Here is a 21,682-nt window from a genome sequence, read left to right as displayed (position 1 = left end):
ATAGGGGCGTAAAGTTATCAACAAGAGTCAAGTTGCAAAAATATAATCAGGGATGTCACTTGATGGATATACCTTTCTCATGATCTTCTTGGTATAGGTAATGAAATGCTGCAATCCAACAATAGCATCCAACAAGGTCCGACATGGTGACTACAAAAAACCACCCATTACTGATGTATAGAATACCTGAATAATATAATAGATATTGAATAATGAATAAACACAGAAATAACATTTCCTTTTTGAACCAGTGTAACCTCGCTTTATATATAATTATCAATATGTTAATAACGAAAAATTGATAAACTAAACCTGTCGTCGTATGATCTTTGGATATCTCTGAAAAAAAGTTACCTTTAAAGATTTGAATACCTAACAATCTTTGACTCAAAATTATAGTAAAGCTATAGATTGCAAAAACACTTAAGAAAAGTGATACATAATTAACGAATTTGCTTGAGGAGTCCAAAGTTTTCCTATACCATTTTTTTACGAGCCAAAAGAGAGGTATAAGACCAAATGTTGTATACATTGACTTGTACCAAAAATGTTCATAAATTCCTAGCTTTATAAATAATTCTTCAATTAAAAAGTATATTAGTGAAAAAAGAAAAAACCATCTGTAGGAAAGATCAAAAATAGCTATTAATACAGAAGTCGATGAAATTGAAATTTGAGAAAAATAATTACCAAAAACTGAATCTAAAAAATTGTCTGAAACAACTTTTGGGTGATAGACATATGCTTTAAGGCCAATTGCAAGAATTGCCTCTAATACGAAGGTAAAACCTATTACGGAAAAGAGAAATACAATAGTTAATTTTAGATTACGTGTTTTGTATAGTGATAGAACTATAGCGATGATGCTAGTAAAGAGTAATAAAATGTACCAGATTGTATTACTCCAAAATATATAACTCATATAGAGCCCCCTTTGGCAGTTGTTAACGGTAATGAGCTTTTACAGTCAGTGTGGCAAATAAGGGATTTATTCTTAAAGGAGGAATTCCCTTAATAAATTTTTATTGTTATGGTTTTACAATTCCAGACATACTATACATACTATTCAAAGCTCAACCTAATTGCATTTTTTGTTGACAAGAGTATATTCTATGATAATATTAAGAGTGAGTAATCACTCATTATTAATATCGGGATTTTGGAGGCCTTTATGAAATCAAATCAGGAAACTGAACACCCAGAAATTCGCAGAAAGAAAACAGCAGAAGAGCGGCACCAAGATATCCTTGAAGCAGCGCTAAATATTTTTACAGAGAAAGGTTATAATGGCTCTACAACGGCTGAAATTGCACGAGCAGCAGGCGTTGCTGAAGGGACAATTTTTCGTCATTTCGCCACCAAGAAGGAGTTACTGATTGCTGTTTTGAAACCGAAGATCCTGGATGGGATTATCTCGCTTGATAAGGAGCACAAAGATCCCGTAGAGTTTTTCCGTTGTTTTCTAAAGGATCGCTTGGAGCTCATCAAAGAAAATGATGGTCTTATTCGCTTTATGTTTGCTGAAGCGCAGTATCATAATGAAGTTAGAGAAGCCCTATCAAATGGGATTTTAGGGCATGGCATTAGCATCGTTAAACCTTGGTTTGATAAAGGTGTTCAAGAGGGGATTTTTAAACCAATTCCGTTTCCAGCCATGATGCGAAGCTATATGGGGATGGTTTTGTTTTACGGGATATTTAATCACGTCTTCCCTGGATTTTCCCCAGAAAAAACCGTCGAAGAGGCAGCTGATCAAATACTAGAGATTTTTTTAAATGGAGTGCTGGTTAAGAAAACGAACGATTAAAAGCAGATCTTGGGATGAACGAAGAACATCGATAGTCTAAGTTCAAGGAGCGGGAGGAGAAAACATGAGGAAAAAGGCGGTAGTTATAGTCATTGTTCTAGTATTTATTACCCTTTCTGTCTTAGGAGATCGGTATTTAAACCGTTCTGCAGAGTTAAATATGTATTCCGGTACGATTGAAGGAACTGAAATTCCTGTGCAGCCAGAGGTTGGCGGAAAGATCGTAGAATTATTAGTGGGTGAAGGACAGGATATTAAATCTGGAGATATCATTGCTAAACTAGACGACAGTCAGGCAAAAATTACTTTGGATATTGCGAAGAGCCAACAGGCCCAGGCGCAGGCTAAACTCAACGATCTTTTGGGAGGAGCGCGAGCGGAGGAAATCCGCAGGCTGGAGCACCTGGTGAGCCAGACGAAGGCCAATCTAGCTGCCTTGGAACCAAGTCTTAAATTTGAGGAAGATAATCTGGCGGCTAATCAAAAACTCTATGAGAGTGGTGCCATTAGTAAACAGGTTGTGGATGCACAGCAAAATAAACTCGATACTTTGAAGGCCCAGTATCAGAGCGCCCAAGCAAGTGTCGATGCCACGCAGGCCAGTCTCGACCAAGCTCTCGCTGGTTATACACAGCCCACCATTCAGGCGCAGAGAGCGGCCGTTGATATTGCGGCTCAGTCAGTTAAAACGGCAGAATTGGGTTTAAACAAACTGACTATTAAGAGTCTAGCCGGTGGTCAGGTTCTCTATCAGAATGCTGAGATAGGTCAAGTAGTCAATCCTGGGACAACTTTGGTAACGATTCTGGATCCCAATGATTTGTGGATCAAAATATACATCCCGGGAGCCAAGCTCGGTCAGATACAAATGGGCGGGACGGTTTCAATTTTAGCGGATGCCTACCCTGATAAGGCATTCAAAGGGCAAATCCAATATATCAGTAATCAAGCAGAATTCACTCCAAAAAATGTGCAAACGAAGGAAGAACGGGCGACGACAGTATATGCGGTTAAAATAACCATTTCAGAAGGTAAAGAACTATTGAAAGCAGGCATGCCCGCAGATGTAACCCTGGAGTAGAGGAGTGAGACAGAATGAATTTAGCGATTGATTGCCAGGGTCTAGTCAAACGGTTTGGAACGTATACAGCGGTTCAAGGGGTGAGCTTCCAACTTCCTGCCGGAGCAATAATGGGTTTCGTCGGGCCCAACGGCGCTGGAAAGACAACGCTTATTCGGATGCTATGCGGAGTTTTAGTGCCAACAGAGGGTCGAGCTACGGTGCTGGGCTATGACGTTTTGACTCAACCAGAGGAAATCAAACAGCGTATTGGCTATATGTCCCAAAAGTTTAGTCTTTACGACGATCTGACCGTGAGAGAAAATCTTGATTTCTATGCAGGGGTTTACAGCTTGCACGGAAAAATGGCTCAGGAACAGAAAACTCGGGTCATTGAACGGATTGGTTTAGTTGAGAGAACCAGCCAATTAGTCTCTTCTCTCTCGGGTGGTTGGAAACAAAGAGTGGCCTTGGCTTGTGCTTTATTGCATAGTCCCCAGCTGCTCATTCTTGATGAACCGACCGCTGGGGTAGACCCGGTTTCAAGGCGAATTTTCTTGGATTTGATTCATCAGTTAGCGAAAGAGGGAATGACGATTCTGGTCAGCACTCACTATATGGATGAAGCAGCAACTTGTGATTACTTGGGGTTTGTCTTTTATGGATACTTAATCGCCTTTGGTTCCCCTGATGAAATGAAAGAGAAAGAGGCTAAAGAAAATTTGGATGATCTCTTCATCTATTATGTTGAAAACGAAGCCGCGGATGATCCTCGTAATCTCGCCCTTAAGAAAGGAGGGCGAGGCTAGTGGGAAGATTTTCTTGGGTGAGGTTTTTAGCAGTACTAAGAAAGGAATTCCTCCATATTCGACGAGACCGTGCCAGCTTGATCATGGCTATTGCCATGCCAATAGGAATGCTCCTCCTCTTTGGTTATGCCGTCAATACGGATGTCGACCATCTGTCTACCGTGGTTTGGGATCAATCTCAGACTGCAGATAGCAGAGAGTTTATTACCTCAATTCGTAACACTCAATATTTAGACCCCGATGCTTTTGTCCAAGGGTATCTGCAGATCGAAGGTTATCTGGATAGCGGTAAGGCACGGGTGGCGGTCATAATCCCACCTGATTTTGGCAAAGAATTACAAAGGGATAACGGACAGGCTGATGTACAGATTTTAGTGGACGGGTCTGATCCCACCATTGCTCGGGCGGCTATGTCTGCGGTTCAGATGCTAGGTCTCAATAAATCTCTGGAGGTTCAAGGGGTACGTCTGGCCGCTAAGGGTGCAACTGCGGGTACGAACATGCCGCTTAATATCGAGACCAGAGTCTGGTATAATCCGGATATGAAATCGATGGTCTTTAACATTCCAGCCTTAATTGGTTTGATCTTGCAAAATGTCATTGCCATGTTAACCTCATTTTCGATTGTGAGAGAAAAGGAACGTGGTACCATGGAACAAGTGGTCGTGACTCCTATTCGTTCTCTTGAATTGCTTCTGGGCAAGTTGCTTCCGTTTGTGTTTATCGGGTTTGTCTCTCTGACCTTGATCCTTGCAACTGGGATCTTTTGGTTTGGAGTTATGCCAGCGGGAAGCATTCCTCTTTTAGTACTCTTATCCACCATCTTTTTGTTTACTATTCTAGCTATTGGGCTATTGATTTCCAGTATCGCCAGAACTCAGCTTCAGGCAATGCAAATGACGTTCATCTTAATCTTGCCTTCTATCTTACTGTCTGGTTTCATCTTTCCACGGGAAACTATGCCGATTTTCTTAAAGATTTTGGGTGGATTATTTCCGTTAACTTATTTTCTGGAAATCGTGCGGGGAATCTTCCTAAAAGGGGTAGGGATGGAGTATCTTTGGCAGGACACACTCATTTTATGTGGGTTTGCTATTATCTTGGTGGGAATTGCAGCTAAGAAGTTTAAGAAGAATTTAGATTAATGGAGAGGGCGTGATGTTGCTCCGCTCACCCAAGGTGCCATCGCTATCGCGCTTGATTCCGAAGCGAGCGTTGGCTAAACCTCTGGGCACTCTGCATGTGTGTCGCTTCTTGCCATCCATGGCGCTGCGAAATCTAAGCGCGATTGACGCGACTCAGCCTAATGGGTTCGCTCCGCAACATCACGCCCTCTGGGGTGGAGATATGGGGCGACGGGGGTGGAGTAAAAAGAACCTAAGGTAAGTGGGAAAATAATTATGATCATAAAAAACTGTCGTTAGGTATAACCTAACGACAGTTTTTTAACAGTTTCTATGATTTAACTACTCATTTTCGTCTTAATTCGCTCGATGGCTTTTTCCGTATTCTCTCGGGTCCCAAAGGCCGTCAGGCGGAAGTATCCTTCGCCATTTGCGCCAAAGCCTGCTCCTGGCGTTCCTACTACATTTGCTTCTTTCATAAGCTTGTCGAAAAATTCCCATGAGCCCATTTTATTGGGGGTTTTCATCCAGATGTAGGGGGCATTGATCCCGCCAAATACTTCGTAGCCCGCCTTGGTTAGACCTTCTCGGATGATTCGAGCATTTTCCATGTAGTAATCAATGGTTTCTTTAACCTGCTTTTTTCCTTCCAGGGTGTATATCGCTGCTGCAGCGGCTTGCACAGGATAAGAGACACCATTGAACTTTGTAGTCTGTCTTCTCAGCCATAACTTGTTTAAGCTATGAGGGTTACCCTCGGAATCGTAGACCATAACTTCCTTTGGTACAACAGTATATGCGCAACGTGTTCCGGTGAAGCCCGCTGTCTTGGAAAAGCTTCGGAACTCTACTGCGACTTCACGAGCCCCCTCAATCTCATAGATGGTGCGTGGAACTTCTTCTTCACGTATGTAAGATTCATAAGCCGAGTCGTAAAGAATTATCGATTTATTCTCCCGTGCGTAGTCAACCCACTGTTTTAGCTCTGCTCTGTTTAAGGTCATCCCTGTCGGATTGTTTGGAAAGCAAAGGTAAATCATATCTACATGAGTCGTAGGGAAGGGGGGTTTCATTCCATTTTCTTCGGTGCACGGCAGATAGACAATACTTTCATACTGTCCTTTCTCAGCATTGAAATTTCCCGTGCGTCCTGCCATCACGTTACTGTCAACGTAAACAGGATACACCGGGTCAGTGACTGCCATGACATTGCCAGCACCGAAAATCTCTTGAAAGTTTGCGGTATCGCTCTTCGCCCCGTCACTGACATAGACTTCATCAAGAGAGAAATCTACTCCTCGGGTTTTATAATCGTTTTCTATAATTTTTTCGATCAAGAAGTCATACCCTTGCTCTGGTCCATACCCTCTGAAGGTTTCAGCCTTCCCCATTTCGTCGACAGCCTTTTTCATTGCCTCTATGACTGCAGGAGGAAGTGGACGGGTTACATCCCCAATCCCTAATCTAATGATATCTGCATCTGGGTTTTCGTTTTTAAATTGAGTCACCCTGCGAGCAATTTCTGAAAACAAATAACTTCCAGGCAACCTTAGATAATTCTCGTTCATTAGTGCCATAACTTGATTTGATCTCCCTTCTTAATCCACATAGCTTTAAATCAACGTAGTCTCAAATAAAATAATTTCTAATATTATAGCATAATTTCATGGATCATTCAGTTCTTCCGGCAAAAGGACTTAAGGAAATTTATTGATTTATTGATTTTGCTTTATGAGCATGCAGTTAACGTGATAAAATAAGTAGGCATCATTAATTAATGCTAAAGTAAAAGATGTTATTTCAGCTTCTGTTTAGCCATAAAAAAGAGATTAGAGTTATAGTTATTAAGACAAGAATACAGAACGGAGTGTAAGAATGCAAATACCATCAATACGTCTGGAAAGTTTAGGTGCCTCTGTATTTACAGAAATGGATAATTTGAAAAGAGAATTGGAAAAAGCGGGAAATAATCTGATTAATCTTAGTATTGGAAGTCCAGACCGTGCCCCTGCCCTGGAAATTCGCAATGTTTTGAGTCAGGCAGTTCTTGATGATAACCAATATGGATATACTTTAACCCGCGGAACAGAAGAATTTCGAAAGGTCTGTGCCGAGTGGTATCGAGAACGGTTTGGAGTTGCTTTGGATCCTGAAACGGAAGTTTTGCCGCTAATGGGTTCTCAGGATGGACTTGCTCACATTTTTCTAGCTTATATCGATCCTGGTGATCTAGCCTTTGTTCCTGATCCGGGATATCCAATTTATACGGCTGGTTTAATGCTGGCGGGAGGGAAGAAAGTTGCTATCCCACTTCTGGAGGAGAATGGATACTTACCTGACTTAAAGCAGATTGATCCGGATCTGGCCCGCAAGGCGAAGCTGATGTTTTTGAATTATCCCAACAACCCAACGGCAGCTGTGGCAAATCTATCTTTTTTTGAAAAGGTTGTAGATTTTGCAAAAGAGTATGATCTGCTGATCTGTCATGATGCAGCATATTCCGAACTGGCGTTTGAGGGTTTTAAGCCTGTAAGCTTTTTACAAGCACGAGGGGCAAAAGAGGTCGGAATTGAGTTTCATTCTGTTTCAAAGACATATAACCTAGCGGGGGCGAGGTTGGGTTTTGCCGTAGGAAATGCGGATGTCATTGGAAACCTCTCACAACTCAAGTCAAATATCGATTATGGTGTCTTTGCTCCAGTATTGACTGTAGGCGCTTATGCGCTCAATAATGGCCAAGAATCGATTGAAGATAATCAGAACGCGTATCAGAGACGACGGGATCTTTTGATTGAAGGTTGTGCTTTTGCAGGGTGGAAAATGCCGATGCCACAAGGTTCGATGTTTGTCTGGGCACCTGTTCCTACAGAACAAGACTCAGTATCCTTTGCCATGGATTTGGCTCGGGAAGCCGGGGTGATCGTCGTCCCTGGGGTGGCCTTTGGGGAACATGGCGAAGGATTTGTAAGGGTAGCTTTGGTTCAAGATGAAAGCGTACTGAAGGAAGCGGTACAGCGAATTCAGCAGTTTTTTAAGAAGAGCTAGAAATAGAACAGTTGATAAGAATCTCTTTTGGCGATATGGCAACTTGTCATGTTGCTTTTTAGTATGTTTGGTTATAGGGGGTATAAGAATTGGTTACCCCTAAATAAAAGGAAAATAATCTTTTCTGTCGAATTACCTAAAAAAATCAGCAAATTCAAAGTTTGAAATTCTCAATCCTATCAAAAGGTAGGGACTCAAGCAACAGGTCTGAGGGTAGTTCTTTGTAAATCGATAAGTTGGGTTGAAGAGTATACTTTCTAAATGTCTATCTGCTGAAAGTTCGGCAGGTAGGCATTTTTCTCTTAATGCGATTGGAGGGATAAATCTGAAAAATCAACGTCTGTCTTTATCGGTAAATTGCTACAGCACAATATTTAAATATACATATGAATGGAGATGAAGGGTATGTTTAAAAGATTATTTAATGGTTCGTCTGTTGGTGGAAAGACAATGCTGACAATATTACCCCTGGTATTATTAACTCTAGTGGCCATGTCTATGGTTAGCTACAAGTATTCAGAGACTCTGCTAAAAGATGAGATTCAAAATAAAATGACTGCTCAGCTAAATGGAACCATCAAGGATATTGAGAAACAATTAACAGCCCATGATACCTTGCTTCAAGGATTGGCACGTACTGTAGAATCCGTTGGAAATGGAATAACTGCAGACGAGTACGCAAGTTTACTAAAGAAAATCATAACAGCTAATAATGTAACCTTTGGAGCGGGTGTTTGGTATGAACCTTATGCCTATAATAAGGAGACTCAATACTTCGGTCCCTATGTTTTTAAGGATAAAGATGGAAAAGTAGTGTTTACGAATGAATTCGCTGATCCTAAATATGACTTTCCTACCAAACCTTGGTATACGATTAGCAAAGGAATATCAGAGAAATCGATTTGGACTGATCCATATTATGATGAGGGTACCAATGCTACTATATTAACTGATAACGTCCCATTTTATGATGATAATGGGAACTTTAAGGGTACCATTACAGGTGGGATCGACTTTATTACTTTGCAAAAATTAATAACGGATATTCACTTAGATATTGAGTCGGATATTTATCTTTTAAATAAGGAAGGAATGTATCTGGCGAATCCCAACCCAGAAAAGATCATGAATATTAAAATCACGGAAGAAGAGAACCTTAGCTTGCAGGAAGCAGCCAAGAACATGATGGTTGAGAAAACCGGGACGTTTGGATACAATGACAACGGTGCTAGGCAGATTTATTATGAAGAAGTTCCGGAGTTTGGCTGGATTCTCGCAATTGATGTTTCAGAGACTGACTTATTAGCTCCGTTAAAGGCTCTATTAAATGAGATGTTGATTCTTATTGGGCTGGCAATTGTCGTAACTGGCACAGTACTTTTCTTATATAGTCGATATATCGTTAAAAATATAAAAACGGTTAATCAGTTCGCGGCGACTATCGTTCAAGGGGATCTCAGCCAAAATATAGTCGTTCGTTCGAATGATGAATTCGGACAAATGACCGAGAATCTCAACAAAATGATGGATAATTTCAAGGGGATTATTGAAGGAATTGTTAATAGCTCTCAGCAATTAGCAGCCTCGGCGGAAGAGCTGACAGCAAGTGCGGATGAGGGCAGCAGAACAACTGAACAAATAGTATACTCCATTCAGGAGGTATCTGATGGGGTGAAGCAAAAACTAGCGGGTGTTGATGCTACAGCAGATTCGGCTCAACAAGTTTCAGTGCATATGCAAATGATAACTCACGATATCCAAAAGGTTACGGAAGGGTCTCGGCAAACATCAGAAAAGGCTGCTATAGGTAATAGCGTAGTTAGAAAAGCAGTCAATGAGATGCAATCAATCGGAGATAAAGTCACTGAAGCCGCCGATGTTGTAAATATTCTTGGGAGTAAATCAGGAGAAATTGGTCAAATAGTAGCCCTAATTACCAATATTGCCGCTCAAACAAATCTACTAGCTTTGAATGCGGCAATTGAAGCAGCGCGAGCAGGGGAGCAGGGAAGAGGGTTTGCTGTTGTTGCAGAAGAGGTCCGAAAGCTTGCTGAACAATCAAGTGATGCAGCTGGAAAGATCAGTGCTTTGATTGATGAAATTCAAAAGGAAACAACGAAAGCAGTCATGACAATGAATGATGGAACGATTGCAGTACATGAAGGGATTACAATGGTTAATTCGGCTGGCGAAGCATTTCGAGATATCCTGCAAGGAGTCAACGACTTTTCGAAACAGGCACAAGCTGTAGCCGATGTGGTTCAGAAAGTTGGGGCAAATACTGAGACTATTGTTGCATCCATCTTCGATGTTGCAAATATTCCCAAAGAAATATCAGGTAGCCTAGAAAATGTGGTCGCAGGTACTGAAGAACAGAGTGCTTCCATGGAGGAAATTCGTAGGTCAGCAACCTCTCTTGCCCAAATGGCAACAGATTTTCAGGGCAGTGTAACGATGTTTAAATTATAGTTTAGTGCCTCTTAATAAATCATGTTGTCCACATGGGGAACTGTTTCTTTAAAAGTATACTCAAAATATATCCTCCGAAAGCATGAGTCAAGATGCAGTCCTGACTCATGCTTTTTTGTTAGGGCAGATTTAAATAAATATAATCCATAATGTCAAGAATACTAAAATTCAAAGTGTATAGGTGGAGGAAAATGTTAAAAACCGACTCTAATAAGTACGGAGGGTTTCTTGAGCGTTGAGGAACAAGATTTTTAAGGGAATTTTAGGAATGCTAAAGGAATACAACTTTTACTGTCGAATTCTATAGAATATGATTTTCAGATTTATATTAATAAAATCAATTACGAACATCATAGGCAAATCTATCGAAAGGTAGTGACGCAAAGCCACGGGGTTAAGGAAGTACTTTGTATTTTCACGATAGCCGGGTTGCAGAAATGTGAATAAATATATCCAAGATACAAGGGGGCCTGTTAATGACTTCAGTCAATGCATTTTATGAGAAGAAACTAACTTGTATTTACTGCGGTTCGCCGTTTATTACACAGAGAGTTCGTTCGCGTTTTTCAGTTCCATATCGAACCGACAGTGATTTTTGCCCTCATTTTCGAGAAGGAAATTATAATCCGCACTATTATTTCGTCAATGTTTGCCCTGAGTGTGGTTTCGCTTTTTCTGAAGAATTTTCAGAGCAATTTCCATTAGGTTCTAAAGAACTTATAAATTCTCAAATTGCCAATAATTGGAAAAAAAGGAACTTTGGTGAGGAAAGGGATCTTCAACAAGCGCTAGAATCCTATAAACTTGCTATTCTAGCAGGCACTCTCAAAAATGAAAAAAATGCTGTGCTGGCAGGTCTTTGCTTGCGTTTAGCTTGGCTTTATCGGACTGAAGATAATACTGAGCAAGAAAAGCGATTCTTAGTCTTAGCCCTTAAGGCTTATGAAGAATCCTTTGTTCACTCAGATTTTGCGGATACTTCAATGTCTGAAATAAGAGTTTTATTCATGATCGGTGAACTAAGTCGGCGTTTGGAACAGTACAAAAAGGCTGTCTCTTATTTTTCTAAAATCATACAACATAAAGATGCTGATGGAGAAACGAAGATTGTTAATTTGGCGAGAGAACAGTGGAGAGTGGCTGTGGAAGAGCTTCGCAAGGAAAATCCAAAGTCTTAAGGAATTATAGAGATTATTTAAAGCTGTGGCAGGGTATTAAGACTCTTCCACAGCTTTCCCTTTAGCAAGCGCATCCCAAAAATTTGAATAGAAGTGTTTGAGATTTCTTCGGTTGGAGAACAATGGTATAATAGATAAGAATGTCTGTATTAAGCTTGTAATTAGGTTTAGGGAGGAAGTTATCATTGGAGTTCAATCTTGTCATTGCTAAGGAACTTGGTCTGAAGATAAATCAAGTCAAAGAGGCTGTCAACCTATTGGATGGGGGAAATACGATTCCTTTTATTGCCCGTTACCGTAAAGAGGCAACAGGTGAGCTTGATGAAAATGTGTTGCGTGATATCGTTGATCGTTTAGACTATTTACGACGCTTGGAACAGCGTAAAACGGAAGTGCTGCGCCTTATTGACGAGCAGGGGAAGCTTACAGAAGAACTGTCGACTCAAATTACTGGTGCGACGGTGCTTCAAGATGTCGAAGATCTCTATCGACCTTATAAGCAGAAGCGCCGCACACGGGCTACAATTGCCAAAGAGAAGGGCCTTGAACCTTTGGCGGAGTGGCTGTTAGTTCAATATACCAGAGGAGATCCTCAAGCAGAAGCGGAAAAGTACTTGAATGAGGAGTTAGAGGTTAATTCTACTGAGGAAGCTTTAGCTGGAGCGATGGATATTATAGCAGAAACCATTGCAGATGATGCTGCCTTGCGTAAAAGGATAAGGGAAGAAACCTTCAGAGTTGGGGATGTGGTAGCTGTTGCTGTAGCGAAGAAAGCCGAAGAGCGCTCTCCTTTTGAAATGTATTATGATTATCGGGAGCCTGTTCGAAAGATCCCTCCTCATCGGATTTTGGCGTTGAACCGTGGAGAAAAAGAAGAGTTTTTATCTGTCAAGATTGAAGCTCCGCTTGAAACTATACATAGAATTATTGAAATGCGGTATGTCAAAACAGGACCATGTGCTTCTCTGGTCCAAAAAGCTGCCCTAGATTCATATAAGCGATTGATTGACTTGTCAATTGAGCGGGAAATGAGAGCTAAACTTTCTGCTCAAGCAGAAGAACAAGCCATAAAAGTCTTTGCTTCCAATCTGCGTCAGCTTTTATTGCAACCTCCCGTGCGCGGAAAAATGGTTTTAGGACTTGATCCTGGGTTTCGGACAGGGTGTAAGTGGGCGGTTGTGGATGAGACGGGAAAGTTACATCAAGTGGGTGTCATTTATCCGCATACGGGAAAGGACAAACGCGAAGAGGCAAAAGCAATTTTGAGGAAGGCTATTCAAGAGCATGATGCCAATATAATTGCGATTGGAAATGGAACAGCTTCAAGAGAAACAGAAGAGGTTGTAGCGGAAATGATTCAGGAGGATGGGATTTCCGTTGAATTCACCTTGGTGAGTGAAGCAGGAGCATCTGTATATTCTGCTTCGAAGTTGGCAGGAGAAGAGTTTCCAGAATTCGACCTTTCCTTGCGGAGTGCAGTATCTATTGCCAGACGGCTGCAAGATCCCTTGGCTGAATTGGTAAAGATTGAACCGAAAGCGGTTGGAGTAGGGCAATATCAGCATGATGTACAACCTAAACGTTTAGAGGAATCCCTGCACGGGGTCGTAGAATCTTGTGTTAATGTTGTAGGTGTTGATTTAAATACCGCCTCAGCGTCTCTGCTGCAATACGTGGCCGGGTTAAAGCCTGCGGTTGCTAAAAATATAGTTGCCTGGCGGGATGAAAATGGGAAATTCAGCCGGCGCGATCAACTTAAGAAAATTCCTCGACTTGGAGCCCAAACGTATATTCAGTGTGCTGGATTTATTCGTCTGCCGGATGGGGTTAATCCCTTGGAAAATACGCCTGTTCATCCGGAATCTTATCAGTTGGCTGAAGACATCTTAAAAAGTATCGGACATACCCCAGGGGATTTGAGAGATCGCCTCACTGAAGTCCGAAAGAAACTTTCTGTTCTAGATCCTCAAGAGCTTGCTGAAGAATTCGGAGCGGGAGTTCCGACTGTTCGCGATATCTTAGATGCCTTACAAAGACCCGGCAGAGATCCCCGGGAGGATTTGCCGCGACCGTTACTGAGGAGAGATGTCACTCATATGGAAGATCTTAATGAAGGGATGATTTTAGAGGGGACCGTGCGAAATGTCGTAGATTTTGGAGCGTTCGTAGATATCGGTGTTAAGCATGATGGTCTCGTTCATATTTCCCAGTTGAGTGACAAATTTATTAAACACCCTATGGAAGCTGTTGCAGTAGGTGATATAGTCAAGGTGCGTGTGATCGGACTCGATAAGGTGAGAGACCGAGTGAGTCTATCTATGCGGGATATTTTGGCGAAGGTAACGTCCGTTTAATTGTTGCAATAAGACGCTCGGTGAAAGCCAAGCGTCTTTATGATATCGCAAAAATGTTGCTCACAATCCCGTGTGTGATATGGACTTGAGTCTGTTATAATAATCTAATAAACGTTTTAGTATTATTTTGGCAAGTGTAGAATTTCACCCTGTAAGCCCAAAGGAGGGATGAAAGTCTACTAAAATGTGAGATGGGTTAAAAAACGTTTTACTGAACACTTGCAAGTGGAAAGGTGACAATAAAATGAAGAGGCTTTTAATTAAGAACGGTCTGATTAAAACTATGACCGGGCGAGAGTTTATGGGGTATATCCTAATTGAGGGAGCGAAAATAGCTGCTCTCGGAGAAACTGCAGATATGGATGTTCATGGAGATGCAACAGTGATCGATGCTAAAGGTTGCCTAGTGTTGCCAGGGATGATTGATGCACATTGTCATGTGGGGATTGGCGAAGAAATCTTTCGTTGGGAAGGGGAAGATTTTAATGAAATGACCGATCCGGTGACTCCGGACATGCGGGCAATTGATGGAATTAACCCAGAAGATGAAGGTTTTCGCGATGCACGTTTAGGTGGAGTGACGGCAGTATTTACTGTGCCTGGGAGTGCCAATGTGATTGGAGGAACAGGGGTAGTCATGAAAACAGCTGGGAAGATCGTGGACAAAATGATTGTTCGTGATCCTGCCGGTATGAAAATAGCCTTTGGAGAAAATCCCAAAATGGTTTACGGTGAACAGAAGAAAATGCCCATGACTCGGATGGGAACTGCAGCATTACTTCGTCAAGCCTTAGTGGATGCTCAGACATATAAGGATAAATTAGACCAAGGTAAATCAGATCCTGATAAACTTCCCGAGCGAGATTTGGGTTTAGAAGGCCTTGTAAGGGTGATTAATCGCGAAATTCCTCTTCGGGCACATGCTCATCGTGCAGATGATATTATGACTGCAATTCGAATTGCCCGTGAATTTGACGTGGACTTAGTTATTGAACATTGCACTGAAGGGCACAAAATTGCGGAGGAGCTTGCTGAACTGGGGTATCCGGCTGTGGTAGGGCCTTTGCTAACCAATCGTGCAAAAGTTGAGCTTAAAGATAAGTCTTTTAAAACTCCTGGCATTTTAGCTGAAGCGGGAGTAAAGGTTGCGATTATGACCGATCATTCTGTCACGCCAATTGAACAACTTCCCCTCTGTGCGGCCTTAGCGTGTAAGGCAGGGATGGATATAGAAGATGCATTACGAGCCATTACCATCAATTCGGCAGAAATCTTAGGTGTGTCCGACCGCATTGGGTCTCTTGAGGTTGGAAAAGATGCAGATATTGTTATTTGGTCAGAACATCCGTTTATAATCACGGCTAGCCCGCTCTTCGTGATCGTAGACGGGAAGATTGTAAAACCCGAATCTAAAGAAGACGGAATGAACTAATTGGGAATTGCAGGAAATCTCATGTCCAGTGATCTGGGGTTTCTCCAATCATGACAGCATTTCAGAGGGGAGAACTGGGGACTGACTGAAATGGAGTGTTAAATTAATGAAGGCAAAACTGCCTGTTTCTTTAAACGGCACCTATTCTTAACTTGATAAGGGTTGTATAAGTTTGTATTTTTTCTGGCAGAGCAGTTTGCTTGGGTTTAAGCAGCAGGCATAACTCTGAATTGTTTTTGGAGTTTGGGGGGCGAATGTCTTTGGATACAATAATAGTGTTATTGTATCAGGGGGAATAGAAATGGATTATAGAGTTACGAGTTTAACCTTTGAGCGAACCCAGGAGTTGGGGAAACAACTAAGTGAGTGTTTGCTTGGTGGAGATGTGGTTGGGCTGACGGGAGATTTAGGTGCCGGGAAAACGGCCTTTGCCCAAGGAATTGGCAAAGGGTTAGGTGTCGTCGGCCCTATGACCAGCCCGACCTTCACTTTGATACATGAATATGAGAGCCTTATAAAAGGTACTAAGATCCGTTTAATTCACATGGATCTATATCGATTGCGACACCCGGAAGAAGCTGAAGTCATCGGGATTGAAGATGCGTTCGTGGATGATGCAATTTGTTTAATTGAATGGCCAGAAATTGCAGAGGATTATTTGCCGGATGACTGTTTAAATGTTGAGATTCGTGGAAGTGGAGAAATGCCCCGTGAGATTATCTTTCATGCTAAAGACTCCAGTTGGGAGCAACGTTTAGAGTTTCTCTTCAAATAATAGGAGGATGCAGATGAAGTACTTAACGATAGATACAACCACAAAAGTTACAGCTGTGGCTTTAGGTGAAGATAAAAGACTAGTTGGCGAAGGTTTTTTAAATACTACAAAGACCCATTCAGAGCGTATTATTCCTATGCTGGATCAACTGCTCAAAGCTGCAGACTGGACACTTCAGGAATTAAATATGATCGGCGTAGTGCGTGGGCCGGGTTCGTTCACCGGCATTCGGATTGGAATCGCTACAGCACAGGGATTGGCACAGGTTCTGAAGCTCCCGCTGATTGCCGTAGTGTCTTTGGATGCCTTAGCTTGGGCTGGTAAGGGAAGAATGGAAGATGTTGTTCCCATTTTGGATGCACGCAAGAATGAATGGTATACGGCGCGTTATAACTGGACGCGAGGAGCTGAAAAGGCTGCTTGTTTAACTTCGCCACAGGCCATGCCTATAGATAAATGGTTGGAATATCTAAAGAGATTAGACCGTTCTATTTGTTTCGTTGGAGATGCGGCGGAGAAAGCTAAGGGGCGTATAGAGGAAGTACTGGGCGAGCGAGCGGTGATTTTACCGGAGTACATAAGTTTACCTCGTGGTGCTTATGCTGTAAGTGCAGTATGGCAACGATGGCAAGAAACGGGCGAAGGAGAAAGGGTTGAGCCGTATTACATCCGCTTTTCTGAGGCGGAGGTTAATTGGGCGAAGAAAGAGGAAGCGCGGAGGAGCGAGGGACATGAGTAACGGAATTATACGTCCCATGCTTATGGATGATCTCGAGGCAATTATGGAGATTGAGATTGCCTCTTTTTCTACGCCCTGGTCTTTGCAGGCTTTTAAAGCAGAACTAAAAGATAATGAGTATGCACGTTATGTTTGCTTGGAGTTGGATGATAAGGTAATCGGTTACATGGGATTATGGTTTATTTTGGATGAGGGTCATATTACAAACGTGGCTATTGCTCCAAACTATAGAGGGAAGCATTGGGGAGAATTTCTAATGCGTTTCGTGATGGAGAAAATGGTGCAAGAAGGTATGGAACGGATGACACTTGAAGTTCGGGAATCGAATAGCCCTGCACAGTCTTTATATAGCCGATTAGGTTTTGCCACAGCGGGGATTCGCAAAGGATACTATGCTGATACTGGAGAAGATGCACTGATAATGTGGGCTGATTTAGGAATGGAAGTGAATAAGATATGACGGAGAGTCAAAAGAGCGATGTTGTAATTTTGGGGATTGAAACGAGCTGTGATGAGACTTCAGCGGCCGTTTTGTTGAACGGAAGAGATTTGCGAAGTCATGTCATATCTTCGCAAATAACCACACATCAGAAGTATGGAGGGGTTGTGCCGGAAATTGCCTCGCGTGAACACAGCTTGCATTTTCAGCCGGTTGTGCAACAAGCTTTGGATGAGGCAAGACTGAGTTTTAGAGATTTATCGGCGATTGCTGTAACCTATGGACCAGGGCTGGTCGGATCCCTATTAGTTGGGGTTTCAGGAGCTAAAGCAATGGCATATGCGGCTGGAGTTCCGCTGATTGGCATTAATCACCTGGAAGCGCACATCTATGCAAACTTTTTGGAGCATCAGGATTTGAAATTTCCGCTTCTTGCCTTGTTAGTATCGGGAGGACATACTCATCTCATTTTATTGGAAGCCCACGGGCAATATAAGGTTTTAGGGCACACACGGGATGATGCGGCAGGAGAAGCACTGGATAAAGTGGCTAGAACCTTAGGATTGGGTTATCCTGGAGGTCCTCAGATTCAAAGAATCGCTCAAGAAGGGAACGCGCAAGCATTTAATTTCCCTCGCGCAATGTTAGAGCCGGGCAGTTTGGATTTTAGTTTCAGCGGTATGAAATCTGCTGTTTTAAATGCCTTAAATTCTGCCCGTATGCGGGGAGAGACACTCAGTGTTCCGGATATTGCAGCTTCTTTCCAGCAAGCAGTGGTGGATGTTCTGGTTCGAAAGACTTTGCATGCTATCAAGGAAACTAGAGTCAAGACCTTGCTTTTGGCAGGGGGGGTTGCGGCCAATAGGTTGTTGCGTGAAACTCTGGACCAGAAGTTGGCTGAGAAAGGTGTTTGTTTGGTTTATCCGTCGCCCGTTTTCTGTACGGACAATGGAGCTATGATTGCAACAGCAGGGTACTATCATTATTTGAAAGGGGATTTTGCCCCTTGGACCCTTAACGCGATTCCGGGACTCGGACTTGTGTAGACAATGAGTGACCTTTACGACGCAAACAAACTATCGTTCAAGCTTCTGCATCAGGAGTTTGAACGATAGTTTGCTATTTTTTGGTTGCGTAAAAACGTCGCGATTATGTCACGATGCGTCTAGGCTGGGTTGAGGAGCAGAGGATGAATCATATGTTCTGTGGATAAGGTGGGCCTGTGGACAATGTGGATAAGTCTGTAGATAAGTCATAATAGCGGTTTTAGAGCTTTACGCAAAAAATGATAGTTTGGGATAGTATTATCCACAGGTCCTGTGGATAATGTGGATAACCTATGGACAAGCCGAAATAGTTAGATTCCATAAGTGGATAACTCTGTGGGTTGAAATACTGTTTCATTTATGTAAATAATATGAATATGGGGGACGATATGTTTGCATATTGAGAATATTATCAAAATTTTTCATTAAAGTGGAAGGATTTCGATAATATTAATCGAATTAATTTAAAGGCACGAGATTCTACCGAAAGGGAAGCTCTACGATGAATGAGGAAAAAATGAACTTGAAGGCCGAAGTACGCAAATCGTGTTTAACTCAGCGAGCTGTTTTGGGCGAGAAAGAGAGAAGGACCAAAAGTTTAATTATTCAGCAAAAACTTCGGGATTTACCGGACTTCCAAAAGGCTCATACAGTGATGTTATTTCTTAACTTTCGCGATGAAGTGGAAACGACGGACTTAGCGGAGGCGACAATAGCGTGTAACAAAAAGCTGATATTACCTCGTTGTGCCCCTAAAGGCATACTTCTTCCACTCGAAGTCAGTAATCTGGCATTAGATCTTGAGCCAGGAGTTTGGGGAATCCGTGAACCCAAACTGACGAAAGATGAAGTAAATCCTTTAGAGATTGATTTAGTTGTTGTGCCCGGGGCAGGTTTTGATCTGCAAGGGAATCGTTTAGGGTATGGGGGAGGCTTCTATGATCGCTTTTTTATGCGGATAAAACCCTCAACGCCTAGAGTTGCGATTGCTTTCGAATGCCAAATTATCGGACAAGTACCAGTTGATGAACACGATGCCAAAATGACTAAATTAATCACGGAGAAAACGGTCTACGATTTTGAAACGATAGGAATTCAATAGGAGGGATTTTTTTGAGCACTGCGTGTGAGGAGTTAGTAGATCCTAAGCAAATTAAGTTAGATCAAATTATTGACAAGCACAAACATGGCAATGGTCCTCTTATCCCGATTTTACAAGGAGCCCAAGAAGTGTATGGGTATTTACCGGCCCATGTAATTAAACACATCAGTAAAGCAACTCGTATTCCAGTAGCAAGAATTTATGGTGTGGTCACGTTCTATGCCCAGTTCCGTCAAACGCCAGTGGGACGAAATTTAATCAATATCTGTTTGGGAACAGCTTGCCATGTTCGTGGAGGCGCCAAGATCGTTGAAACGATCGAGAAAGAATTAAAGATTAAAGATGGAGCTACGACCGAAGATGGTCGCTTTACCTTGGAAGTTATAGCATGTATTGGAGCGTGTGGCCTGGCACCGGTGATATCTATCAATAATGAGGTTCATGGACGATTATTACCGGAGAGCATTGCCGGGATATTGGCCAAATACGAGTAGGAGGATAAAGGGATGGCTGAGAACCAACGGATTCTAGTTTGTGCAGGGACGGGATGTGCCTCTTCGGGAGCACTTCCGATCATCGATATTCTAAATGATGAGATCAAGCGGCAAGGACTTGAAGAAACTGTAAGTGTCGTTGGGACAGGATGTCAAGGGTTTTGTGAAAAGGGACCAACGCTCGTTATTGAACCACAGCAGATCTTATATACCCGGGTTACAGGGGAAGATGTTGCGGAAATTGTTGAGCAAGAGCTTATCAAAGGGGAACGAGTTGAACGACTACTTCTTGTCGATCAAACAACTCAAAAACCAGTAAGTTTAATGGCCGATATTAAGTTTTTCGCGAAGCAACATCGAATAATTCTTCATAACTGCGGGGTAATTGATCCTAAGAAGATTGAGGATTATACGGCACGGGATGGCTATAAAGGCATAGAAAAGGCCCTTAAAGAGATGTCACCTGAAGATGTCTTGGAAGAAGTCAAGAAGTCCGGGCTTCGTGGTCGTGGTGGCGCTGGCTTCCCTACAGGATTAAAGTGGGGTTTCTGTCGTTCAACTCCAAGTGATAAAAAATATATTATTTGTAATGCAGACGAAGGAGATCCTGGTGCATTCATGGATCGCAGTGTGCTGGAGGGAGATCCACATTCTGTTATTGAGGGAATGCTTATTGGGGCTTATGCCATCGGAGCAGACGAAGGATACGTTTACTGTCGTGCAGAATATCCTTTAGCCATTAAGCATTTGGGAATTGCGATCAGGCAAGCAGAGGAAGCTGGTTACCTAGGAGATAACATTCTGGGCTCAGGCTTTAATTTTCATCTCAATGTGTTTGAAGGGGCTGGAGCTTTTGTTTGCGGAGAAGAAACTGCTTTGATTGCTTCCATCGAAGGGAAACGCGGAATGCCAAGAGTTCGACCACCCTTTCCTGCTGTTAGTGGACTATGGGGAAAACCAACTAATAACAATAACGTAGAAACTTGGTCCAATATTCCTCATATTTTGCGCAACGGCGCAGAGTGGTATGGTCAATTTGGAACGGAAAAAAGTAAAGGGACAAAGATCTTTGCTTTGACCGGTAAAGTAAACAATACAGGTTTAGTAGAAGTCCCGATGGGCACAACACTTAGGGAGATCATCTTTGGCATCGGAGATGGTATTCAAGGCGGTAAGAAATTTAAAGCAGTGCAAATTGGAGGCCCTTCCGGTGGATGCTTGCCTGATGACATGCTCGATCTCTCTGTGGATTATGATACTTTGATGCAAGCTGGGGCAATGGTTGGCTCCGGTGGACTTGTCATCATGGATGAGACCACTTGCATGGTGGATATTGCCCGTTATTTCTTAAACTTTACCAAGAAAGAATCTTGTGGGAAATGTACCCCCTGTCGAGAGGGAACCACGCGGATGTACGAGATCCTCGATAGAATCACCAAGGGAGAAGGAAAAGAGGAAGATCTTGATACATTAGAGACTCTTGCCTTAACTATCAAAGAAACCTCCCTATGTGGATTGGGTCAGTCTGCACCAAACCCTATTCTTGCAACGCTTAAATACTTTAGGCATGAGTATGAGGCTCATATTCGTAACCATAAGTGTCCTGCCCATAATTGCTCAGCTTTACTGAGTTATACCATTGATGTGGAGAAATGCAAGATGTGTAGCCTCTGTGCTAAAAACTGTCCGACTAATTGCATTTCAGGGGATAAGAAGACCAATACTCCGTATGTCATTGATGAAGACAAGTGCATCAAATGTGGAACCTGTATAGACAAATGCAAGTTTGGTGCGGTTAGTCGAGCCTAA

The 21,682-nt window shown here is 42.4% G+C and carries 17 protein-coding genes and 1 riboswitch; of the genes, 16 read left to right on the top strand and 1 reads right to left on the bottom strand.

Annotation, left to right across the window (positions count from 1 at the left end; all coding sequences use genetic code 11):
• Nucleotides 1–1,171 precede the first annotated feature (1,171 nt).
• From LJE72_RS15740 to LJE72_RS15725, 4 genes are all read left to right on the top strand, one after another.
• Entirely contained in the window at nucleotides 1,172–1,807 is a 636-nt protein-coding gene (locus tag LJE72_RS15740; protein ID WP_229248722.1) for a TetR/AcrR family transcriptional regulator, read from the top strand.
• Between the two features lie 64 nt (nucleotides 1,808–1,871).
• Complete coding sequence (locus LJE72_RS15735; protein ID WP_229248721.1) at nucleotides 1,872–2,888, top strand: HlyD family secretion protein; 1,017 nt, start codon at nucleotides 1,872–1,874, stop codon at nucleotides 2,886–2,888.
• Between the two features lie 14 nt (nucleotides 2,889–2,902).
• Nucleotides 2,903–3,676 carry an ABC transporter ATP-binding protein gene (locus LJE72_RS15730; protein ID WP_229248720.1) on the top strand — a complete coding sequence of 258 codons (774 nt, stop codon included), beginning with the start codon at nucleotides 2,903–2,905 and terminating at the stop codon, nucleotides 3,674–3,676.
• Nucleotides 3,676–4,821 (top strand): ABC transporter permease, encoded by a 1,146-nt coding sequence (locus LJE72_RS15725; protein ID WP_229248719.1) that lies wholly within the window; start codon nucleotides 3,676–3,678, stop codon nucleotides 4,819–4,821. The genes LJE72_RS15730 and LJE72_RS15725 overlap by 1 nt, the downstream gene beginning before the upstream one ends.
• Before the next feature lie 317 nt (nucleotides 4,822–5,138).
• Here the strand turns inward: LJE72_RS15725 and LJE72_RS15720 are convergent, their stop codons facing one another.
• Nucleotides 5,139–6,377 (bottom strand): LL-diaminopimelate aminotransferase, encoded by a 1,239-nt coding sequence (locus tag LJE72_RS15720; protein WP_229248718.1) that lies wholly within the window; start codon nucleotides 6,375–6,377, stop codon nucleotides 5,139–5,141.
• Nucleotides 6,378–6,675: 298 nt separating this feature from the next.
• Here LJE72_RS15720 and LJE72_RS15715 point away from each other — a divergent pair, with 298 nt between their 5' ends.
• The 12 genes from LJE72_RS15715 to nuoF all read left to right on the top strand — a co-directional run bounded on the left by LJE72_RS15715 (nucleotide 6,676) and on the right by nuoF (nucleotide 21,682).
• Nucleotides 6,676–7,845 (top strand): aminotransferase class I/II-fold pyridoxal phosphate-dependent enzyme, encoded by a 1,170-nt coding sequence (locus tag LJE72_RS15715; protein WP_229248717.1) that lies wholly within the window; start codon nucleotides 6,676–6,678, stop codon nucleotides 7,843–7,845.
• 405 nt (nucleotides 7,846–8,250) lie between these two features.
• Nucleotides 8,251–10,314 carry a methyl-accepting chemotaxis protein gene (locus tag LJE72_RS15710; protein WP_229248715.1) on the top strand — a complete coding sequence of 688 codons (2,064 nt, stop codon included), beginning with the start codon at nucleotides 8,251–8,253 and terminating at the stop codon, nucleotides 10,312–10,314.
• A gap of 345 nt (nucleotides 10,315–10,659) precedes the next feature.
• A riboswitch (cyclic di-GMP riboswitch) is annotated at nucleotides 10,660–10,751 on the top strand.
• Nucleotides 10,752–10,790: 39 nt separating this feature from the next.
• On the top strand, nucleotides 10,791–11,492 hold the full coding sequence (locus LJE72_RS15705) for a DUF2225 domain-containing protein (RefSeq protein WP_229248713.1): 702 nt from the start codon (nucleotides 10,791–10,793) through the stop codon (nucleotides 11,490–11,492).
• 185 nt (nucleotides 11,493–11,677) lie between these two features.
• Nucleotides 11,678–13,846 (top strand): Tex family protein, encoded by a 2,169-nt coding sequence (locus tag LJE72_RS15700; protein WP_229248712.1) that lies wholly within the window; start codon nucleotides 11,678–11,680, stop codon nucleotides 13,844–13,846.
• 244 nt (nucleotides 13,847–14,090) lie between these two features.
• Nucleotides 14,091–15,278: an amidohydrolase gene (locus tag LJE72_RS15695; protein ID WP_229248711.1), complete on the top strand. Its 1,188-nt coding sequence runs from the start codon at nucleotides 14,091–14,093 to the stop codon at nucleotides 15,276–15,278.
• A 301-nt stretch (nucleotides 15,279–15,579) separates the two neighbouring features.
• Nucleotides 15,580–16,053, top strand: coding sequence for a tRNA (adenosine(37)-N6)-threonylcarbamoyltransferase complex ATPase subunit type 1 TsaE (tsaE, locus tag LJE72_RS15690; protein WP_229248710.1), 474 nt, complete (start codon nucleotides 15,580–15,582; stop codon nucleotides 16,051–16,053).
• Between the two features lie 13 nt (nucleotides 16,054–16,066).
• On the top strand, nucleotides 16,067–16,792 hold the full coding sequence (gene tsaB, locus LJE72_RS15685; protein ID WP_229248709.1) for a tRNA (adenosine(37)-N6)-threonylcarbamoyltransferase complex dimerization subunit type 1 TsaB: 726 nt from the start codon (nucleotides 16,067–16,069) through the stop codon (nucleotides 16,790–16,792).
• The gene (rimI, locus tag LJE72_RS15680) at nucleotides 16,785–17,252 is read left to right on the top strand and encodes a ribosomal protein S18-alanine N-acetyltransferase (RefSeq protein ID WP_229248708.1); all 468 of its coding nucleotides are present in this window, start codon (nucleotides 16,785–16,787) and stop codon (nucleotides 17,250–17,252) included. Before tsaB ends, rimI begins: the two co-directional genes overlap by 8 nt.
• Nucleotides 17,249–18,277 carry a tRNA (adenosine(37)-N6)-threonylcarbamoyltransferase complex transferase subunit TsaD gene (tsaD, locus tag LJE72_RS15675; protein ID WP_229248706.1) on the top strand — a complete coding sequence of 343 codons (1,029 nt, stop codon included), beginning with the start codon at nucleotides 17,249–17,251 and terminating at the stop codon, nucleotides 18,275–18,277. The genes rimI and tsaD overlap by 4 nt, the downstream gene beginning before the upstream one ends.
• A gap of 502 nt (nucleotides 18,278–18,779) precedes the next feature.
• Entirely contained in the window at nucleotides 18,780–19,379 is a 600-nt protein-coding gene (locus LJE72_RS15670) for a 5-formyltetrahydrofolate cyclo-ligase (RefSeq protein ID WP_229248704.1), read from the top strand.
• Nucleotides 19,380–19,390: 11 nt separating this feature from the next.
• Nucleotides 19,391–19,873, top strand: a complete 483-nt coding sequence (nuoE, locus tag LJE72_RS15665; RefSeq protein ID WP_229248703.1) for an NADH-quinone oxidoreductase subunit NuoE — start codon at nucleotides 19,391–19,393, stop codon at nucleotides 19,871–19,873.
• 12 nt (nucleotides 19,874–19,885) lie between these two features.
• Nucleotides 19,886–21,682, top strand: a complete 1,797-nt coding sequence (nuoF, locus tag LJE72_RS15660) for an NADH-quinone oxidoreductase subunit NuoF (RefSeq protein ID WP_229248701.1) — start codon at nucleotides 19,886–19,888, stop codon at nucleotides 21,680–21,682.

The sequence above is a fragment of the Desulfosporosinus shakirovi genome (genome assembly GCF_020595055.1).
GTDB classification, from domain to species: domain Bacteria; phylum Bacillota; class Desulfitobacteriia; order Desulfitobacteriales; family Desulfitobacteriaceae; genus Desulfosporosinus; species Desulfosporosinus shakirovi.
This window is presented reverse-complemented; position numbering and strand designations above follow the sequence as displayed.